Raw genomic sequence first — 18866 nt, forward strand, 5'->3', positions numbered from 1 at the left:
AGTCTAGGCGCTGCCTCCGACATCGCTCGGCCGAGCACCGCCGTCGCGGTGTTCCGCCCGCTCGCCGGCCGCGGACCGGGCGGCGACACCGAGGTCGGCCTGGTCGACGAAGCAGCCGTCGACCCCCGAGGAGAGCACCAGGACGAACTCCTCGAGCCAGCGGCCGACCGCCGCCGGATCGGACCCGTCCCGGAAGGGTGGCGCGAGGAACCGGTTCTCGGGGCGGAGGGTCCAGGTGTAGACGCGCAGGCCCACCGCGTGGGCGCGCTCCACGAGGTCCGTCGGGTGGGCGCCGTCGTCGTCGAGGTCGATGAGCATCGCCTTGTCCACACTGATGGCGTCGACCTCGAGGGCGAGCGCCGCGAGTCCGGCGTCGGTCATCGCGTCGGCGTAGGACGGGGCCGAATCCCCCAGCCGGGCGACGAGGTCGCTCGGCCTGCCGGACCGCTCGATGAGGTACACGAACTCCGCCTGCACCCGACGGGCCTGCAACGCCGTGAGGACCGACTGCTCGAACGACTCGATGATGAGTGGTTCGGCATCGGGATCGGTGCCGAACCCCAGAGCGGCGAGCTCCTCGGCCAGGAGTCGATCGAGTGGGAGTCCGATCGAAGCGAAGTAGTCGGCGTGCTTCACCTCGGCCACGACACCGACGGGTCGTCGGTGCGCTTCGGCCGCGCTGCGTACGACCTCGACGAGGTCGGCGAACCGCAGGATGCCCTCGGTACCGTCGAATCCCGCACTCACCGTCCGCACCTCGGGGATCCGCTCACGCGCGGTCAGGGTCGACAGCTCGGCCCAGGTGAAGTCCTCGGTGAACCATCCGGTCAGCTCGTGGCCGTCGACGCGCTTCGTCGTCCGCCGGTCGGCGAACTCCGCCCGGGCGGCGACGTCGGTCGTCCCGGAGATCTCGTTCTCGTGTCGGACCACGAGGACGCCGTCCTTCGACGCGACGAGATCGGGCTCGACGGCGTCCGCACCCAGCGCGACGGCCAAGCGGTAGGAGGACTCGGTGTGCTCGGGGCGGTAACCGGGAGCCCCGCGGTGTCCGATGACGAGCGGGTTGGGCAGGGAGTCGATGCGCACGCCATCAGCCTAGGACGACGCTCCAGCGTGCGCGCAGGGTGCCGGCTGTCAGCCCGCCGCGAACATCGGCGCCCGTTCGGGGTTTTCCACGCGCGACCCGGCTGATTCAAAGGGAACTCGGATACTCTGGGTGTCAGCAGCGCCGCTTGGCGCGACACAGCCTCCACGACTGAGAGTAGGAATCAGCCATGGCCCTCGACAATCCCGCGTTCTCGAAGAACCCGGCATTCGCGAAGCAGGGAGGCGGGACGCTGCAGGCAGCTCAAGCAGCGAACCCCTCGCTGACCGCCGAACAGCTCCGCAAGATGTACGAGCAGCCCACCGCACCGGCGGGCGTCGGCACCGCCGACCGCATGACGATCGAGAACACGCTCGTCAAGACGCTCGGCTCGTTCGCCGTCCTCGTCGTGTTCGCCGTCGTCTCCTGGATGTGGACGACCTCCCTCCTGCAGGCAGGCAGCGGCTACGCCCTCCCCATGATCATCGGCATGATCGGTGGTCTCGGTCTCGGGCTCGTCAACTCCTTCAAGAAGGAGCCGGTCCCGGCGCTCATCCTCGGGTACGCCGTCTTCCAGGGACTCTTCGTCGGCGGCATCTCGCGCGTCTTCGAGGCGAACCCGGCCTGGTCGGGCGTCGTCGTCCAGGCGGTCCTCGCGACCCTCGCCGTCGTCGGCGTGACCCTCGCGCTCTTCGCGAGCGGCAAGGTCCGCGCCTCCAAGAAGCTGACGAAGGTCTTCCTCGTCGCCATCATCGGCTACGGCGTCTTCCAGCTCCTCAACCTCGTGCTCATGTTCACGGGCGTCCTGAACAACCCGTTCGGCCTCTACGGCGCGACGATCTTCGGCATCCCGCTCGGGATCGTCATCGGCATCTTCGCGGTGCTGATGGGCGCGTACTCGCTGGTGCTCGACTTCGACTTCATCCAGCGCGGCGTGCAGAACCGTGCACCCGCCAAGTACGGCTGGACCGGCGCCTTCGGCATCATGGTCACGGTCATCTGGATCTACGTCGAGATCCTGCGTCTGCTGGCCATCTCCCGCAACTAGCAGCGCACGCACGGCAAGGCCCGTTCCCGTTCGCGGGGCGGGCCTTCGTCGTCCGAGGAACCGGCCGGTCGCGCTACTGCCCTTCGACAGGCTCAGGGACCGAACCCCTCGCGCCGGGCACCATCCCCGATCCCTGAGCCACCCACCCGGTCCCTGAGCCACCCACCCGGTCCCTGAGCCAACCCCACCCGGTCCCTGAGCCACCCACCCGGTCCCTGAGCCTGTCGAAGGGCGCGGACGACGAAGGCCGCCCCGCGAACGGGACGGCCTTCCGATGCTTCAGGGAGCGATCACTCCCACTCGATGGTCCCCGGCGGCTTCGACGTGACGTCGAGCACGACGCGGTTGACGTCCTTCACCTCGTTGGTGATGCGGTTACTGATGCGCGCGAGGACGTCGTACGGCAGGCGGGTCCAGTCGGCGGTCATGGCGTCTTCAGACGACACCGGTCGCAGCACGATCGGGTGACCGTAGGTGCGGCCGTCGCCCTGCACGCCCACGGAACGGACGTCCGCCAGCAGGACCACGGGGCACTGCCAGATCTCCTGGTCGAGCCCGGCCGCGGTCAACTCCTCGCGGACGATCGCGTCGGCGTCGCGGAGGAGGTCGAGACGCTCGGCCGTGACCTCACCCACGATGCGGATGCCGAGTCCGGGACCGGGGAACGGCTGACGACCGACGATCTCCTCCGGGAGGCCCAGCTCGCGGCCGATCGCCCGGACCTCGTCCTTGAACAGGGTGCGCAGGGGCTCGACGAGTTCGAACTGGAGGTCTTCCGGCAGCCCGCCGACGTTGTGGTGGCTCTTGATGTTGGCCGTGCCGGATCCACCTCCGGACTCGACGACGTCGGGGTACAGCGTGCCCTGGACGAGGAAGCGGATGGGCTCGCCTTCGCTCTGGGCCTCCTTGACGAGGTCGATCTCGGCCTGTTCGAAGGACCGGATGAATTCGCGGCCGATGATCTTGCGCTTCTGCTCCGGGTCGCTGACACCGGCGAGCGCCGACAGAAACTGCTCGCGAGCGTCGACCGTGACCAGCCGGACACCGGTCGAGGCGACGAAGTCCTCCTCGACCTGGCGCCGCTCGTCCTTCCGGAGCAGGCCGTGGTCGACGAAGATGCAGACGAGCTGGTCGCCGACGGCCTTGTGCACGAGCGCCGCGGCGACTGCCGAGTCGACACCGCCGGAGAGCCCGCAGATGACCTTGGCGTCGCCCACCTGGGAGCGGATGCGGTCGACCTGTTCGGCGATGACGTTGCCGCTGTTCCAGTCGGCCGGGATGCCCGCCGCCCGGTGGAGGAAGTTCTCGAGCACCTGCTGGCCGTAAGCGGAGTGCTTGACCTCGGGGTGCCACTGGACGCCGTAGAGGCCGCGTTCCGCGTTCGCGAAGGCGGCGACCGGAGTCGAGGCGGTCGAGGCGAGGACCTCGAAGCCCTCGGGGGCCTTGGAGACGGAGTCGCCGTGGCTCATCCAGACGTTCTGCTCGGTCGGGACGCCGTGCAGGAGGGTGCCCGGGACGTCGACGACGCTGGTCGCGTCGGTGGCGCCGTACTCCCGGAGACCGGTGTGCGCGACCTCTCCACCGAGCTGCTTGGCCATGACCTGGAAGCCGTAGCAGATGCCGAAGGTCGGGACGCCGAGCTCGAGGATGCCCTCGTCGAGCGACGGAGCGCCCGGCTCGTACACGCTGGACGGGCCGCCGGACAGGACGATCCCGACGGGGTTCTTGGCGGCGACCTCGGCGGCGGACACGGTGTGCGGCACGATCTCGGAGTACACGCCGGCTTCGCGGACGCGACGCGCGATCAGCTGCGCGTACTGCGCACCGAAGTCGACGACGAGGACCGGTCGGGCGGCGGTCTGCTCCGCTGCGGCGGCGGGGGCGGTTTCACTCACTGCATGGACTCCACGGGTTCGGCGGCCGCTGCTGCTTCGCGGCCGGAGAGGTAGCCCTTCACTTCCCGCGGGATGCGGCTCTCGAAGAAGAAGGACAGGAACGGGATGATGCCGCCGAGCGCGAGCCAGAGCAGACGCAGGACGTTCCACCGCATGAGGCTCCAGAGCCGGAACGCGGCGAACAGGTACACGACGTAGAACCAGCCGTGGATGATGAGGATGCCCGTGCTCAGGTTGACCGCGGTGGCGGTGCCGGAGGGCACGAAGGCGAGGAAGCCGTAAGCACCGCCGAGTTCGAGCTCGAGGCCGAACGCGTACTTCATGAGCATCTCGGCGCAGAGCGACAGGAGCAGCACACCGGTGATGGGGGCGGCCACCTGGTAGAACTTCAGCGCGCCTCGGATCGCGGGAAACGTCGACGGTTTCGGCTGGAGGGGCATGCCCCCATCTTACCCGCGGCCGCCAAGCGACCGGACATCACGGACGGAGCGCTGCGGCCTCCTCCTCGGCGTCCTCGAGCTCCTCGATCTCGCGCTCCCAGGCGTCCTTGGCGAGCCGGAACCACAGGAACACGGCGAAGCACGCGAAGACGACCCACTCGGCCGCGTAGAAGATGTTCAACCAGTTGAGCTGGATCTCCTGGCTGGGCGCGGGTGACGAGATGGGCTCGAGTCCGTCGACGGCCACGTCATCCACGACGAACGCACTGAACACCCGCAGGCCGTCGGCGTCGTTCCAGCGGTTCAGCAGCGCGGCGACCGACATGTTGTCGAGGTCGGTCGGTGCGGCGTCCGCCGCCGGTTCCTCCGGGCCCTCCGGCGGGTTCAGACGCCCTTCGAGCTCCACGGCACCGGTGGGGGCGTCCGCGTTCAATGCCTCCGCGACACGGTCGGCGGTCTCGCGATCCTTCGTCCACCCGAGCGCGACGGCGAGACCGGCCTGGTCCGGGCGGTCGGTCGCGAGGTGGCCCGTCACCCAGTACCCGAGCGTGCCGTCGTTCACCCGGTTGCCCACCACGAGGTAGTCCTCCGGCACCCAGGTGCCCGAGACGCTCACCCGTTGTCCGGCGTCGGCCTCTCGGATGCCGACGCCCGGTTCGAGGACGTCCGCGAGTGGCCGGACCGATTCAGTCTCGGTCGGCACCACCTGCCCGGATTCGATGGCGCGTGCGAGCTGCCATTGCCCGAGCGCGGCGAACGCGCCCGCGACGGCGAGACAGAGGACGAGGACGCCGATCCACCGGGGACGCAGCATGAGGGAGCGGAGCGTCGGACGGACCTGTCCGTGGTTGTCGGGGCCTGGTGCCGACGGGGCGGTGCTAGTAATCGGGCTCTCGCTTTCGTGCTGGTGGTTCCTGGTCGTTCATCGCCTGTTCGACGAGTCGGTCGATGGCCGCCTGATCGGTGTCGACGTCCGTCGTGCCCTGGTCGTCGCCCGCACCCTCGACGAGCGCGAGGGCCTCCTCCGCCGACGCGTCGACCTGCTCCACTCGGCGCGCCTTCCGGCGACGCGGACGCAGGATGACGGCGCCGATCTGCTCGGACCGGCCGGCGACGATCGGGCCCATCACAGCCATGATGAGCACGTAGAGCCCGGCGAACGGTTGGATGAGCGGGTTGAGCCCTGCGCTCAGCGAGAGCGTCGCGAGGATGAGGGCGAATTCGCCGCGATTCTGCAGGATGACCGCGGCGTTGATCCCCGCTTGCGGCCCGAGTCCGTTGAGCCAGGCGACGAACTGACCGGCCAGGACGTTGAGGACCACCGTCATGAGGACGGCCAGGAGGACCGGGACGAGGACGCTGCCGAACTTCGTCGCGTCGAGCGCGAGGCCGAAGTTCAAGAAGAAGAACGCACCGAACACGTCGCGGAGCGGGATCGCGATCTGCTCGATCTTGTTGCGGAACCGGGTGGCTCCGAGGACCAGCCCGATGAGGAAGGCGCCGATCGCGTCGGTGACCCCGAGGAGCTCGCCGATACCGCCGAACGCGACCGCGAGGCCGAAGAACAGGATCGTGAAGAGCTCGTCGTCCTTCGTGCGGAACAACCGCGACACGAATCGGCCGCCGAAGCGCGCGATCGCGAACATCACGAGGATGAACGTGAAGGCGATCGCGAGCTTGCCGATGACCGGCCACACCTCGGTCTCGCCGCTCAGGACGACACCGACGATGGCGAGGTAGATGGCGATGAAGATGTCCTCCACCACGGTGACGCCCAGGATCATCGGCGTCTCGTCGTTTGTCAGCCGTTTGAGCTCGATGAGGAGCTTCGTGACGATCGCGCTCGAGCTCGTCGCCGTGATGCCGGCGATGATGAGCGCCTCTCGCGTGCCCCACCCGACCAGGAACCCGAACACCAGCCCGGCGGCCATGTTGACGAGGATGTAGGAGCCACCGGACACGATGAGCTTCCCGGCGTTGCCGAAGAACTCGTCCTGATCGAACTCCAGACCGAGGTTGAACAGCAGGAGCACGAGGCCGAAGACGGCGATGAGTTCGATCTGCGCGCTGGCGAAGTCGAGCGGGAACCAGCCGGTGTACGGACTCGCGAGCAGGCCGACGAGCATGTAGACGGGGATCGACGGCAGACCGATCAGCTTGCCGAGGCGGCCGAGGATGAAGGCGATGACGAACAGGACGCCGAGGATGAGCAGATCCTGGCCGAGGTGGGGGTTTTCGGTCGCGGCGTGCAGCATGCCTACCCTCCGGGCGGAGCGTCGACGGCGACCTTCTTGACGGCGCCCGAACGGAAGTAGGCGAAGGCCTTGGCGACCTTCTCGGGACTGCCCGCGACGACGAGGGTGTCTCCCGGGAAGACCCGGAAGTCCGCCGCAGGAGCCGGGTTGGCGGAGTCGCCGCGCACGACGGCGACGACGGTCAGCCCGACCATGCCTTTCTCGGCGGGGTTGCCGAGCGGCTGCCCGGCGATGTGGTCTTCGTAGTCGACGGTGAACCAGTCGATGCTGAGGCCGGGGATCTGGTCGAGCGCGCTGAGCGACTCGGTGATCTGTGTGCCACCGAGGAGTTCGGCCAGCGTGTGCGCCTCGTCCTCGTTGAGCCGGAGCGACACCTTGCCGGCATCGGCACCGTCTTCGTGGTCGGCGAAGGTGATGAGGTCGCTGTGGCCGGACCGGTGGGCGATGACGCCGACCTTGCCGCCGTCGTCCGTGACGAAGGTGTGGAGCACACCGACCCCGGGAAGTTTGACCCGCCGAACATCCACCATGGCTGTACTCCTCAGGCTTGTTGTGGCAGTCCTCCTAGTCTATCCGCCACACCCGTCCCGCCCGCCCGAGGCGCCCGCAGCCGTTCCGCTGCGGGCGATCACCGCCGGTTCAGGCCCCAGGGACGATGTCCGGTGCCTCCAGGCGCACGCGGTCCGCCGCTTCGTCGTTCGGCTGCTCCTGCGACGCCCGCTCCGCAGCGACGCGCTCGAGGTAGTAGGAGACCTCCTTCTCGATGCGCTCCTCGTCCCACCCGAGGACCCCACCCATGAGCTTCGCCGCGACCGGGGCCGCCGAGACGCCGCGGTCCCAGGCCTCGATGGAGATCCGCGTCCGACGGGCGAGGACGTCGTCGAGATGGAGGGCGCCCTCGTGGGAGGCCGCGTAGACGACCTCCGCCCCGATGTAGTCGTCCGCTCCCGGCAGTGCTTCGGCGAGCGTCGGGTCGTCCTTGATGAGGTCGAGCAGCTCGTCCGTCAGGACGCCGTAGCGGTTCAGCAGGTGCTCGATACGCGCCGTGTGCACCCCGAAGGCCCGCGCGATCTTGCCCCGCTTGTTCCAGGCCGCCTGATACCCCTCGGCTCCGAGGAGGGCGATGTTCTCCGTCGCGCTCGCCGGGATCTTGCCGTCGAGGGCGTCGACCGCGGCGTCGATCGCGTCCTTCGCCATGACCCGGTACGTGGTCCACTTGCCACCGGCGATGACCACCAGTCCGGGGACGGAGTGCGCGACCAGGTGCTCGCGTGACAACTTCGACGTCTGCTCCGACTCGCCGGCCAGCAGCGGACGGAGGCCGGCGTAGACGCCCTCGACGTCCTCACGGGTGAGCGGGACGGCGAGGATCTTGTTGACGTGCTCGAGCAGGTAGTCGATGTCCGCCGCCGTCGCCGCCGGATGCGCCTTGTCGAGGTGCCAGTCCGTGTCGGTCGTGCCGATGAGCCAGTGTCGGCCCCACGGGATGACGAAGAGGACGCTCTTCTCCGTGCGCAGCAGGAGCCCCATGTTCGATTGGAATCGGTCGCGCGGCACGACGAGGTGGATACCCTTCGACGCGCGGACTTTGAACTGGCCCCGCTCCCCCACCATCGACTGCGTGTCGTCGGTCCACACGCCGGTCGCGTTGACGACCTGCTTGGCGCGGATCTCGAAGCGCTCGTCGGTCTGCAGGTCGTGCGCCTTGACGCCCACGACGCGCTGACCGACCTTGATGAAGCCCTCGACCCGCACGCGGCTCGCGACGTGCGCACCGTAGGCCGACGCCGTCCGCGCGAGGGATGAGACGTACCGGGCGTCGTCGACCTGGGCGTCGTAGTAGGTGAGTCCGCCCACGAACGCGTCCGACTTGAGACTCGGGATCGAAGTCAGGACCTGACGCTTGGACAGGTGCCGGTGGTGCGGGACGCCGGGCGGACGGCCGCCGGTCCAGCTGAAGAGGTCGTAGAGCAGCATGCCGGCGCCGATGTAGAGGCGTTCGAAGACCGGCTTGTTGAGCGGGTACAGGAACCGGACCGGCTTCACGAGGTGCGGCGCGATGCGCTGCAGCAGCAACCCGCGCTCGATGAGCGCTTCTCGGACGAGCCGGAAGTCGAGTTGTTCGAGATACCGGATACCGCCGTGCACGAGCTTCGAGGACCGGCTCGAGGTGCCGCTCGCCCAGTCGCGCGCCTCGAGCAGACCGGTGCTGAGACCGCGCGTGACGGCGTCGAGCGCTGCACCGGTGCCCACGATGCCACCACCGACGACGAGGATGTCGAGCTCTTTCGACTTCAACGCTTCGATCGCGGCGTCGCGCTCCTCCATCCCCAGCTTGGTGGAACGTGACACGTTGTTGTGGGTGGTGGCCATCGTCGAACTCCGCTCGCTGGAACCGCCCTCGCGATGATCCTGCCGGAGGCAGGTGCTCGTCCACGAGGCTCTGCCTCAGAGGCTAGTCGGCGCGATGCGACCCGACAACCGCTTGCGGACGCGGCTCGCTTCCGGCAGGGCTAGGCGCCCTGGTACGGCGCGACGACGACCTCGACCCGCTGGAACTCCTTGAGGTCGGAGTAGCCGGTGGTGGCCATCGAGCGACGGAGCGCGCCGATGAGGTTGGCCGTGCCGTCCGATTTCGGCGACGGGCCGTAGAGGATCTCCTCGAGCGTCGCGACGGTCCCCACCTCGACACGGCGTCCGCGCGGCAGGTGCAGGTGGTGCGCCTCGGCACCCCAGTGCCAGCCACCGCCGGGTGCGTCCGTTGCGCGGGCGAGTGCGGTGCCGAGCATGACGGCGTCGGCCCCCATCGCGACGGCCTTGACGATGTCGCCCGAGGTCCCGAGACCGCCGTCGGCGATGACGTGCACGTAGCGGCCGCCGGACTCGTCGAGGTAGTCGCGACGCGCACCGGCGACGTCGGCCACGGCGGTCGCCATCGGGGCATGGATGCCGAGCGAGGCCCGCGTGGTGGAGGCGGCGCCGCCACCGAAGCCGACGAGGACGCCGGCCGCACCGGTCCGCATGAGGTGCAGGGCTGCGGTGTACGTGGCCGCGCCACCGACGATCACGGGGACGTCGAGTTCGTAGATGAACTTCTTGAGGTTGAGCGGCTCCTGGTTCTTGGAGACGTGCTCCGCCGACACGGTGGTTCCGCGGATGACGAAGAGGTCGACACCTGCGGCGACGACGGTCTCGTAGAGCTCCTGCGTGCGCTGCGGCGAGAGGGCTGCGGCGACGGTGACTCCGGCCGCGCGGATCTCGGCGAGCCGGGCCGTGACGAGTTCGGGCTTGATGGGCTCCGAGTAGATCTCCTGCATGCGCGCGGTCGCGCGGCCGACCGGCAACGACCGGATCTCGGCGAGCAGCGGCTCGGGGTCTTCGTACCGCGTCCAGAGGCCCTCGAGGTCGAGGACGCCGACGCCGCCGAGCTGGCCCATCATGATCGCGGTCGTCGGCGAGACGACGGAGTCCATCGGTGCCGCGAGCACCGGGATCTCGAACTGGTAGGCGTCGATCGACCAGGACACCGAGACGTCCTGTGGGTCGCGGGTCCGCCGCGACGGGACGACGGCGATGTCGTCGAACGCGTAGGCGCGCCGTGCGCGCTTTGACCGGCCGATCTCAATATCCATGCTCACCGCACCAGCCTACCGGTCGCCTGGTGGACGAATACCGGATCTCGTCGAAACTCTGGACGTTTGATTCAGAAATATCTATATTAACGACCAGGCTCGCACCGCGGCGCACCAACCAGAGAAGGGAATACCAAGTCATGCTCACCACTTCACGGGCCTTCAGTCTCGGAACAATCCTGGCGGTCGTCATCGCTCTCGCTGCCCCGGCAACAGCCAACGCTGCTCCTCCACCTGTTACCGCGACGCCCCTGAGCACAGCAGCTCAGCCCGAGATCACTCCCGAACAGCTTCGACTGGCCGTCGAGGAGTTGAAGGCAGCACAAGTCCCGTTCACCACGCAGCAGGTAGGCGAGGACACGATTGAGACTTTCGTATTCGAGAACGGGTTCAGCTTCTCGGTGGGACAAGGCCCTGCCGACACGCGTCTCGGCGGAGGGCAGGACTCCGGTGGAATCTATGTCCTGTTCAATGCCTTCGACCAAGGTCTCATCATCGGTGGAGGCGCGATGGCCCTTCAAGGAGCGTTGTGCCTCCTCCCAGGGGTCGGCGCCGCGCTGTGCGTCGTCTTCGGAGCCATCCTCTTGGTCGCATCCACCGCTCTCGCGACGAACGGCATCTGCCAAGGAGGACGAGAGATGAAGATCTACATCGGCGGCAACCAAGGTCGCTGCGTCTACGTATGAGCCCTGAGACCCACAACGTTCCTCCTAAACGACCTCTACGCGTCCGCCAATCAGTCCTTGCCAGCACCATTGTCGGGATCGTCATCTGTGGCACGACGGCGGTCCGTTTGGGGTTCGGCCTCGATGGCTACCTGCTATACGCCCTGTGGATCGGAGGCTTCGCCCTGGTCATGTGGGTGACGCTAACCGCTCTGAACAAACGTCGGATGCGCTGACCACACCTACGCCGACGGTCCGGCAGGCGGAAGCCTGCCGGACCGTCGGCGTTCGTGCGGGTGCCTACTTGCGGTAGTTCGGCGCCTCGACGACGATCTGCACGTCGTGCGGGTGCGACTCCTTGAGGCCCGCGGAGGTGATGCGGACGAACTTGCCCTTGGCCTTCAGCTCGCCGATGTTGCGCGCGCCCACGTAGAACATGGACTGACGCAGCCCGCCGATGAGCTGATACGCGACGGCCGACACCGGGCCGCGGTAGGGCACCTGGCCCTCGATGCCCTCGGGGATCAGCTTGTCGTCGCTCGGGACGTCGGCCTGGAAGTAGCGGTCCTTCGAGTACGAGGTCTTCTCGCCACGCGTCTGCATGGCTCCGAGCGATCCCATGCCGCGGTAGTTCTTGAACTGCTTGCCACCCACGAACACGAGGTCGCCGGGGCTCTCGTCGGTGCCGGCGAGGAGCGAGCCGAGCATCACGGTGTCCGCACCCGCGACGAGTGCCTTGGCGATGTCGCCCGAGTACTGCAGACCGCCGTCGGCGATGACCGGGACGTTCGCCTCGCGCGCCGCGAGCGACGCCTCGTAGACCGCGGTGACCTGCGGGACACCGACACCCGCGACGACGCGCGTGGTGCAGATGGAACCCGGACCGACGCCGACCTTGATCGCGTCCGCGCCGGCCTCGATGAGCGCCTGCGCGCCGGAGCGGGTCGCGACGTTGCCGCCGATGACGTCGACACCGGCGAACGCCGGGTCGGCCTTGAGCTTGCGGATGATGTCGAGCACACCGGCGCTCTCACCGTTGGCCGTGTCGACCACGATGACGTCGACACCGGCGTCGAGCAGCTGGCCCGCACGGGACCAGGCGTCGCCGAAGAAGCCGATGGCCGCACCGACCCGCAGACGACCGGTGTCGTCCTTCGTGGCCAGCGGGTACTTCTCGCTCTTGTCGAAGTCCTTGACGGTGATGAGGCCCTTGAGCTTGCCCGCCTCGTCGATGAGGGGCAGCTTCTCGATGCGGTGCTGTGCGAGGAGCGCCATCACCGCGTTGCGGTCGGTGCCGACGGGAGCGGTCACGAGACCGGTGCTCGTCATGACCTCGCTGACGCGGGTCGTGGCCTTCTCGAACGGCGACACGAAGCGCATGTCGCGGTTCGTGATGATGCCGACGAGCACACCCTTGTCGTCGACGACCGGGAGGCCCGAGATGCGGAACTGGCCGCACAGCTCGTCGACCTCGGCGACGGTGGCGTCGGCCGTGGTGGTGATCGGGTTCGTGATCATGCCCGACTCGCTCCGCTTCACGCGGTCGACCTGTTCGGCCTGGTCGGAGATCGACAGGTTGCGGTGGAGGATGCCGATGCCGCCCTCGCGAGCCATCGCGATCGCCATGCGGGCCTCGGTCACGGTGTCCATCGCGCTCGACAGCAGCGGCGTGTTCACGGTGATCCGCTTCGTCAGGCGGGACGAGGTCTCCGCCTCGCTCGGGATGACGTCGGTGTGCCCGGGCAGCAGCAGCACATCGTCATACGTGAGTCCTACGAATCCGAACGGATCAGGCTGGTCCATTTATCCCTCTCATAGCCACGAACACACCGGAGAAACGCAGACCTGCCGGTATCACCATCGTAACCGAGCAGGGCCTACCCCTATTCCACGATCCCGACAAATCGATGCGGAGAAATACGCATGGGCGAAACATGTAGGCAATAATCAGGTTCTATCGTCGAACAGCGTTGTCCGACGCAGGAGAACGGTCCACGGAAGTGGCCCGGCACTGGAGGTGCAGTGAAGTTCGCTGGAACGACCCGAAACCCGAGACTGGCACGGAGATTCGTGCTCCTCATCGCCCTGTTGTTCGGGGCCATCACCCTCACGTCCGTCATGAGCGCCGTCCCGGCTCATGCTGACGAGGTGGGCGAGGAGTACGACTTCTACTTCGCTGGGAACGTCAAGTACGACGACAAACCACTCGAAGGCGTGAACATCACGGTCGACGGCAACGGCTACAAGGCCGATGTCGACACCGACGCCGACGGCAAGTGGAAGATCGGCGTCCCCGAGAAAGGTACGTACAAGGTAACGCTCGACGAGGAGACCCTCCCGAAGGGCGTCATCGTCGCCGAGGGCGGCTCGACCATCGAGGCCGAGTTCGGTCTCACCCAATCGAAGTCAGTGAACTTCTTCCTCGGCGAGGGCGTCCGCGTCACCGTCAGCTTCTGGGACCAACTCGTTGAACGACTCGTCAACGGCCTGAACTTCGGCCTCATGCTGGCCCTCGCGGCCATCGGAGCCTCCCTCGTGTTCGGCACCACCGGACTCAGCAACTTCGCCCACGCGGAGATGGTGACCTTCGGCGCGATCATGGCGCTCGTGTTCGGGGTGTTCCTGCAGTGGCCGATCTGGCTGGCCATCATCATCGCCCTCGCCCTGAGCGCCGCATTCGGCTTCGCGCTCGACGCGGGCATCTGGAGACCTTTGAGACGCAAGGGCGTCGGCATCGTGCAGGTCATGATCGTCTCGATCGGCCTGTCGCTGGCGCTCCGCTACGTGTTCCTCTACTTCATCGGCGGCGGGACGTTCCAGCTGCCCGGTTCCGGAGAGGAGAACATCAAGCTGTTCGGCACGGTCTCGCTCAGCGTCACCGACATGATCAGCATGGCGGTCAGCGTCGTGGTACTCCTCGGCGTGGCCTGGTGGCTCATCAAGACGAAGACCGGCAAGGCGACACGAGCCATCTCGGACAACCCGAGCCTCGCCGCGGCCAGCGGCATCGACGTCGACCGAGTGGTCCGCATCGTCTGGATCCTCGCAGCGACCCTCGCGGGTCTCTCCGGCATCCTGTGGGCGTACTTCCGACCGGGCATCAAGTGGGACATGGGAGCGCAGCTGCTCCTGCTCATCTTCGCGGCCATCACCCTCGGCGGGCTCGGAACCGCCTTCGGCGCCATGGTCGGCGCCCTCATCATCGGCATCCTCGTCGAGGTCTCGACGCTCTGGATCCCGTCTGACATCAAGTACGTCGGCGCCCTCGTGGTGCTCATCGCGGTGCTCCTCGTGAGACCGCAGGGCATCCTCGGACGTCGCGAGAGAATCGGTTAGGGGCACGCGCATGGACTGGGGAAGCATTCTCTCGAACACGCTCGCTTGGGTCATCAGCCCGGAGACGATCGCGTACGCGCTCGCAGCACTCGGCTTGGCCGTGCACTTCGGCTACGGCGGTCTGTTGAACTTCGGTATGGCGGGGTTCATGGCGCTCGGCGCCTACGGCTACGCCATCTCGATCCTGAGCTTCAACCTCCCGTGGTGGGCGGGCATCATCGTCGGCTGTCTGGCCTCGGTGGTCTTCGCCTTCATCCTCGGCATCCCGACCCTGCGACTGCGGGCCGACTATCTGGCCATCGTCACCATCGCGGCGGCCGAGATCGTCCGACTCCTCTTCACCACGCAGGTCTTCGACGAGTTCACGAACTCGGCCGACGGACTCGGCAACTACCACGAGGGCTTCCGGGCCGCGAACCCGATCCCGCCGGGCACGTACGGCTTCGGGCCCTGGGAACTCAACGCGAACCAGTGGTGGGTCCGGATCTTCGGCATCCTGCTGCTCGCCGTCGCCGCCCTCCTCGTGTTCCTCCTCATGCGCAGCCCCTGGGGCCGCGTGCTGAAGGGCATCCGCGAGGACGAGGACGCCGTGCGCGCCCTCGGCAAGAACGTGTTCGCCTACAAGATGCAGGCGCTCGTCGTCGGTGGCGTGTTCGGTGCGCTCGGCGGGGTGGTGCTGGCGCTCCCCTCCGCGGTCGTGCCCAGCGTGTACGTCACGAGTCTCACCTTCTTCATCTGGACGATCCTCCTGCTCGGTGGAGCCGCGACGGTCTTCGGGCCGTTGCTCGGCTCGGTGATCTTCTGGGTGATCATGGCGTTCCTCTCGAACGTCCTCCCGGCGCTCGTGAAGGCGGACGTCCTGCCGTTCATGAGCTCGACGCAGGCGTCGACGCTCCGCTACGTGCTGGTCGGTGTCGCGCTCATGCTGATCGTCATCTTCAGGCCGCAAGGCATCCTCGGAAACAAGAAGGAGCTGACCTTTGTCAAGTAACAGCTCACCCACCTCGCGACCGGTCAAGACCACCGGCCTCCACGTCGGCGAGATCGTCCCGGGCGTCAAGAAGGTCGACCCGATCCTCATCGCGGACCAGGTCACCCGGACCTTCGGCGGCCTGCAGGCGGTGAACGTGGAGCACCTGGAGGTGCCCCGCAACGCGATCACCGCCCTCATCGGCCCGAACGGCGCCGGTAAGACGACGCTGTTCAACCTGCTGACCGGCTTCGACAAGCCGAACACCGGGACGTGGAACTTCGACGGCAAGAGCCTCGGGGGCGTCCCGGCGTTCAAGGTCGCCCGCATGGGTCAGGTCCGGACCTTCCAGTTGACGAAGGCGCTCGGCCTGCTCACGGTGCTCGAGAACATGAAGCTCGGCGCGACCGGCCAGACCGGCGAGGGCATCTTCTCGAGCCTCGTGAAGCCGCTCTGGCGGAAGCAGGAGGAGGACCTCGAGGTCAAGGCGATGGACCTCCTGCGTCGCTTCAAGCTCGACACGAAGCGCGACGACTACGCGGCCAGCCTGTCCGGTGGGCAGCGGAAGCTCCTCGAGATGGCGCGGGCGCTCATGAGCGATCCGAAGCTCGTCATGCTCGACGAGCCGATGGCCGGCGTCAACCCGGCGCTCACGCAGTCCCTCCTCGACCACATCCTGGCGTTGAAGGACGAGGGCATGACCGTGCTGTTCGTCGAGCACGACATGCAGATGGTCCGGCACATCGCCGACTGGGTGGTCGTCATGGCCGAAGGTCGTGTCGTCGCCGAGGGCCCGCCCGACACCGTCATGGAGGACCCCGCCGTCATCGACGCCTACCTCGGGAGCCACCAGGACGTCGACCTCGGGGTCGTGACCGGCAGGATCGCCGGAGAGGACAGCGCTGCGGCCGAGGAGCTGCTCGCCGAGATCGAAGACGAACGGCTCGCGGCTGGTGCCGAGCCCGAGGAGGAGCGGAAATGAGCGACGTGAAGGGTGCGCCGGTCGGCGGCACCGCGGTCAAGACCGCCGAGATGGTCGTGGAGGTCACCGATCTGACCGCCGGGTACCTCCCCGGCGTGAACATCCTGAACAGTGCCAACCTGACCGCCCGGAAGGGCGAGCTCATCGGCATCATCGGACCGAACGGTGCGGGGAAGTCGACGCTGCTGAAGGCGATCTTCGGACAGGTGAAGGTGCGCAGCGGACAGGTGCTCCTGAACGGTGAGGACATCACGGGGCTCCGGGCGAACAAGCTCGTGGCGCGCGGCGTCGGGTTCGTGCCGCAGACGAACAACGTGTTCCCGAGCCTCACCATCGAGGACAACCTCAAGATGGGGCTGTTCCAGAAGCCGAAGCAGTACAACGAGCGCCTCGAGTTCGTCACCGGGATCTTCAGCGAACTCGGGAAGCGGCTCAAGCAGCGCGCCGGTTCGCTGTCGGGTGGTGAGCGCCAGATGGTCGCGATGTCGCGGGCCCTCATGATGGATCCGCACGTGCTGCTCCTCGACGAGCCGTCCGCGGGGCTGTCGCCGGTCCGACAGGACGACGCGTTCATCCGCGTCTCGGACATCAACAAGGCCGGCGTGACGACGATCATGGTGGAGCAGAACGCACGTCGGTGTCTGCAGATCTGCGACCGCGGGTACGTGCTCGACCAGGGTCGTGACGCCTACACCGGGACGGGCCGCGAGCTCCTCTCGGATGACAAGGTGATCGGCCTCTACCTGGGCACGCTCGGCCAGGACGAGGACTGATCAGGGCGATCCCCACTCGCGGGTCGGCGGGGACTTCGGTACCCTCGAACATGCTCGTCCCGGCCGCGTGCCGAGCGACGGGCCAGAAGCCACCGGATCCCGACCGGTGAACGAACCACAACTCCTCCCTCCCCCGAGGGGCACCGTCGTACCAAGACGGCCTCCTGAGACGGGGACGGAGGAGTTGTGCATTCTCCCTCCCCCTTTCGCCAGCGCGGTGCGCTGACGCGAGCGCGGTCCTGGCGCGTGAGCGCGGGTCTCCGGAGGCACGCGCTCACGCGCTGGACCCGCGCTCACGCCGAGTCATCACCACTGCGGCACAGCGACCCGCGCTGAGGCCGACGACCCGCGCTGGCGTCAGCGCACCGCGCTGGGTGCCATTCCACCCTCGCTCCACCGGAGGCTGGATGGGAGCAGTTCTCCACATCGCCTCCACGACACGAGCTGCTGTCGGAGTCGAACGGGCACGGTGAGGCGATGGAATCCTTCGACCTCAACCTGCTCCTCCGCCCGAACGGACTCCTGCTTGTCCGCGATGCACGCCGGGTCGGTGCCGAGCGCCTGGTGAGCGCCGCCCACCGCGACGGCGACCTGGTGCGTCTGCGGAAGGGCATCTACGTCCCTGAACCGATATGGCGTTCCCTGTCCCCCGATGACCGCTACCGGGTCCGGATCGATGCCGCGGCCGTTGCGCTCCGAAAGGACGCACTGTTCAGCCACTACTCGGCGGCGCGGTTGTGGGGACTCCCGATCGTGGGTCCGTGGCCTCCCGAGGTGCACACGCTGACGAGCGGTGATCGCGGAGGACGTTCGGCACCCGGCATCATCCGTCACACCACGCAGGGCTCTGTCACCCGGCGGATGCGGCACGGGCTCGCGGTCACGGACCCGGCTCGGACCGTCGTCGATCTCGCTCGGATCGCCCGCCTTGAGGACGCCGTCGCCGTCGCCGACGCTGCCCTCCGGCTCAAGCTCACCGACGAGACGGCGCTCCGCTCGCTCGCACGAGACCTGCCGGGCCGGCGGGGAGGACGCCAGGTGCGCTTTGCGATCGAGTTCGCGGACCCGCTCGCCGCGAACGGTGGTGAATCGAAGATGCGGGTCGTGATCGCGCAGCTCGGTTTCGCCCTGCCGGTGCTGCAGCATGCCTTCTCCGACGCGGACGGACCGGTCGGCGTGGTCGATGCGGTTTGGCCGGACGAGCGCATCATCCTCGAACTCGACGGCCGGCAGAAGTATGTGCGGGAGGAGTTCACGCAGGGGCGGGACGTGGCCGACATCGTCCTGGCGGAGAAGCATCGGGAGGACCGTCTGCGCGCGCTCGGGTACACCGTCGTCCGCGCCACCTGGGAGGACCTCGTGCATCCGAGTCGGCTCGCCACGAAGCTCGAGCGCGCAGGGCTGCAACGCGCGTTCCGTTGACCCGGGCGTCCGACTGGTCGCTGTCAGCGCGGTGCGCCGGCGTGAGCGCACCGGACCCTCCGTCAGCGCGGTGCGCTGGCAGGAGCCCCTCCCGTCGTCAGCGCGGCGCGCCAGCGTGAGCGCACCGCTCCCTCCGTCAGCGCGGTGCGCTGGCAGGAGCCCCCTCCCGTCGTCAGCGCGGTGCGCCGGCGTGAGCGCGCCCCGCTGTGCCGCATGGGCTCGGAATCGGCGTGAGCGCGTCGCAGGCGCGTGAGCGCGGGTCTCCGGAGACCCGCGCTCACGCGCTGGACCCGCGCTCGCGTCAGCGCACCGCGCTGGCGCCACCACACACGGCACAGCACACGCGGGGGCAGTTACAGCTGCC

Annotated in this window: 16 protein-coding genes; 7 read left to right on the top strand and 9 right to left on the bottom strand. The window is 67.9% G+C overall.

Annotated features, from left to right (window positions below; translation table 11 throughout):
- Nucleotides 1–3 precede the first annotated feature (3 nt).
- On the bottom strand, nucleotides 4–1080 hold the full coding sequence (locus tag QRN44_RS02850) for a glycerophosphodiester phosphodiesterase family protein (RefSeq protein WP_285038461.1): 1077 nt from the start codon (nucleotides 1078–1080) through the stop codon (nucleotides 4–6).
- A 194-nt stretch (nucleotides 1081–1274) separates the two neighbouring features.
- Here QRN44_RS02850 and QRN44_RS02855 point away from each other — a divergent pair, with 194 nt between their 5' ends.
- Nucleotides 1275–2132 (top strand): Bax inhibitor-1/YccA family protein, encoded by an 858-nt coding sequence (locus QRN44_RS02855; protein WP_071259472.1) that lies wholly within the window; start codon nucleotides 1275–1277, stop codon nucleotides 2130–2132.
- Between the two features lie 290 nt (nucleotides 2133–2422).
- On the opposite strand, the gene guaA is transcribed toward QRN44_RS02855, so the two are convergent.
- The 7 genes from guaA to QRN44_RS02890 all read right to left on the bottom strand — a co-directional run bounded on the left by guaA (nucleotide 2423) and on the right by QRN44_RS02890 (nucleotide 10354).
- On the bottom strand, nucleotides 2423–4027 hold the full coding sequence (guaA, locus tag QRN44_RS02860) for a glutamine-hydrolyzing GMP synthase (protein WP_079001735.1): 1605 nt from the start codon (nucleotides 4025–4027) through the stop codon (nucleotides 2423–2425).
- Entirely contained in the window at nucleotides 4024–4467 is a 444-nt protein-coding gene (locus QRN44_RS02865) for a DUF3817 domain-containing protein (protein ID WP_056778703.1), read from the bottom strand. Before QRN44_RS02865 ends, guaA begins: the two co-directional genes overlap by 4 nt.
- A gap of 37 nt (nucleotides 4468–4504) precedes the next feature.
- On the bottom strand, nucleotides 4505–5281 hold the full coding sequence (locus tag QRN44_RS02870; protein WP_079001734.1) for an SURF1 family protein: 777 nt from the start codon (nucleotides 5279–5281) through the stop codon (nucleotides 4505–4507).
- Nucleotides 5282–5345: 64 nt separating this feature from the next.
- Nucleotides 5346–6722, bottom strand: a complete 1377-nt coding sequence (locus QRN44_RS02875; RefSeq protein WP_285038226.1) for a cation:proton antiporter — start codon at nucleotides 6720–6722, stop codon at nucleotides 5346–5348.
- Nucleotides 6723–6724: 2 nt separating this feature from the next.
- Nucleotides 6725–7252, bottom strand: a complete 528-nt coding sequence (locus QRN44_RS02880; RefSeq protein WP_056008027.1) for a cation:proton antiporter regulatory subunit — start codon at nucleotides 7250–7252, stop codon at nucleotides 6725–6727.
- A gap of 109 nt (nucleotides 7253–7361) precedes the next feature.
- On the bottom strand, nucleotides 7362–9095 hold the full coding sequence (locus tag QRN44_RS02885; RefSeq protein WP_175116260.1) for a glycerol-3-phosphate dehydrogenase/oxidase: 1734 nt from the start codon (nucleotides 9093–9095) through the stop codon (nucleotides 7362–7364).
- A gap of 140 nt (nucleotides 9096–9235) precedes the next feature.
- Nucleotides 9236–10354, bottom strand: a complete 1119-nt coding sequence (locus tag QRN44_RS02890) for a GuaB3 family IMP dehydrogenase-related protein (protein ID WP_064296664.1) — start codon at nucleotides 10352–10354, stop codon at nucleotides 9236–9238.
- A gap of 29 nt (nucleotides 10355–10383) precedes the next feature.
- Here QRN44_RS02890 and QRN44_RS02895 point away from each other — a divergent pair, with 29 nt between their 5' ends.
- Entirely contained in the window at nucleotides 10384–11040 is a 657-nt protein-coding gene (locus QRN44_RS02895) for a hypothetical protein (protein WP_285038227.1), read from the top strand.
- Between the two features lie 279 nt (nucleotides 11041–11319).
- Here QRN44_RS02895 and guaB read toward each other — a convergent pair whose 3' ends face one another.
- Entirely contained in the window at nucleotides 11320–12822 is a 1503-nt protein-coding gene (gene guaB, locus QRN44_RS02900) for an IMP dehydrogenase (protein WP_064296666.1), read from the bottom strand.
- A gap of 315 nt (nucleotides 12823–13137) precedes the next feature.
- On the opposite strand from guaB, the gene QRN44_RS02905 reads away from it, so the two are divergent.
- The 5 genes from QRN44_RS02905 to QRN44_RS02925 all read left to right on the top strand — a co-directional run bounded on the left by QRN44_RS02905 (nucleotide 13138) and on the right by QRN44_RS02925 (nucleotide 18502).
- Nucleotides 13138–14355, top strand: a complete 1218-nt coding sequence (locus QRN44_RS02905) for an ABC transporter permease subunit (protein WP_285038462.1) — start codon at nucleotides 13138–13140, stop codon at nucleotides 14353–14355.
- A gap of 10 nt (nucleotides 14356–14365) precedes the next feature.
- Nucleotides 14366–15346, top strand: coding sequence for a branched-chain amino acid ABC transporter permease (locus tag QRN44_RS02910; RefSeq protein ID WP_064296667.1), 981 nt, complete (start codon nucleotides 14366–14368; stop codon nucleotides 15344–15346).
- Nucleotides 15336–16307, top strand: a complete 972-nt coding sequence (locus QRN44_RS02915; protein WP_064296668.1) for an ABC transporter ATP-binding protein — start codon at nucleotides 15336–15338, stop codon at nucleotides 16305–16307. The genes QRN44_RS02910 and QRN44_RS02915 overlap by 11 nt, the downstream gene beginning before the upstream one ends.
- Nucleotides 16304–17080 (top strand): ABC transporter ATP-binding protein, encoded by a 777-nt coding sequence (locus QRN44_RS02920; protein ID WP_064296669.1) that lies wholly within the window; start codon nucleotides 16304–16306, stop codon nucleotides 17078–17080. Before QRN44_RS02915 ends, QRN44_RS02920 begins: the two co-directional genes overlap by 4 nt.
- Before the next feature lie 477 nt (nucleotides 17081–17557).
- Nucleotides 17558–18502 carry a hypothetical protein gene (locus QRN44_RS02925; RefSeq protein ID WP_285038228.1) on the top strand — a complete coding sequence of 315 codons (945 nt, stop codon included), beginning with the start codon at nucleotides 17558–17560 and terminating at the stop codon, nucleotides 18500–18502.
- The last annotated feature ends 364 nt before the right edge of the window (nucleotides 18503–18866 follow it).

Origin of the sequence: Plantibacter sp. lyk4-40-MEA-4, assembly GCF_030209415.1 — a bacterium.
GTDB lineage: Bacteria > Actinomycetota > Actinomycetes > Actinomycetales > Microbacteriaceae > Plantibacter > Plantibacter flavus_A.

Excerpts from the sequence above, each read along its gene's own strand:
- QRN44_RS02920 (WP_064296669.1), top strand. The coding sequence starts at position 16,304 with ATGAGCGACGTGAAGGGTGCGCCGGTCGGCGGCACCGCGGTCAAGACC.
- QRN44_RS02875 (WP_285038226.1), bottom strand. The coding sequence starts at position 6,722 with ATGCTGCACGCCGCGACCGAAAACCCCCACCTCGGCCAGGATCTGCTC.
- QRN44_RS02880 (WP_056008027.1), bottom strand. The coding sequence starts at position 7,252 with ATGGTGGATGTTCGGCGGGTCAAACTTCCCGGGGTCGGTGTGCTCCAC.
- QRN44_RS02905 (WP_285038462.1), top strand. The coding sequence starts at position 13,138 with ATGAGCGCCGTCCCGGCTCATGCTGACGAGGTGGGCGAGGAGTACGAC.
- QRN44_RS02865 (WP_056778703.1), bottom strand. The coding sequence starts at position 4,467 with ATGCCCCTCCAGCCGAAACCGTCGACGTTTCCCGCGATCCGAGGCGCG.
- QRN44_RS02890 (WP_064296664.1), bottom strand. The coding sequence starts at position 10,354 with ATGGATATTGAGATCGGCCGGTCAAAGCGCGCACGGCGCGCCTACGCG.
- guaB (WP_064296666.1), bottom strand. The coding sequence starts at position 12,822 with ATGGACCAGCCTGATCCGTTCGGATTCGTAGGACTCACGTATGACGAT.
- QRN44_RS02885 (WP_175116260.1), bottom strand. The coding sequence starts at position 9,095 with ATGGCCACCACCCACAACAACGTGTCACGTTCCACCAAGCTGGGGATG.
- QRN44_RS02870 (WP_079001734.1), bottom strand. The coding sequence starts at position 5,281 with ATGCTGCGTCCCCGGTGGATCGGCGTCCTCGTCCTCTGTCTCGCCGTC.
- QRN44_RS02855 (WP_071259472.1), top strand. The coding sequence starts at position 1,275 with ATGGCCCTCGACAATCCCGCGTTCTCGAAGAACCCGGCATTCGCGAAG.
- QRN44_RS02925 (WP_285038228.1), top strand. The coding sequence starts at position 17,558 with ATGGAATCCTTCGACCTCAACCTGCTCCTCCGCCCGAACGGACTCCTG.
- QRN44_RS02910 (WP_064296667.1), top strand. The coding sequence starts at position 14,366 with ATGGACTGGGGAAGCATTCTCTCGAACACGCTCGCTTGGGTCATCAGC.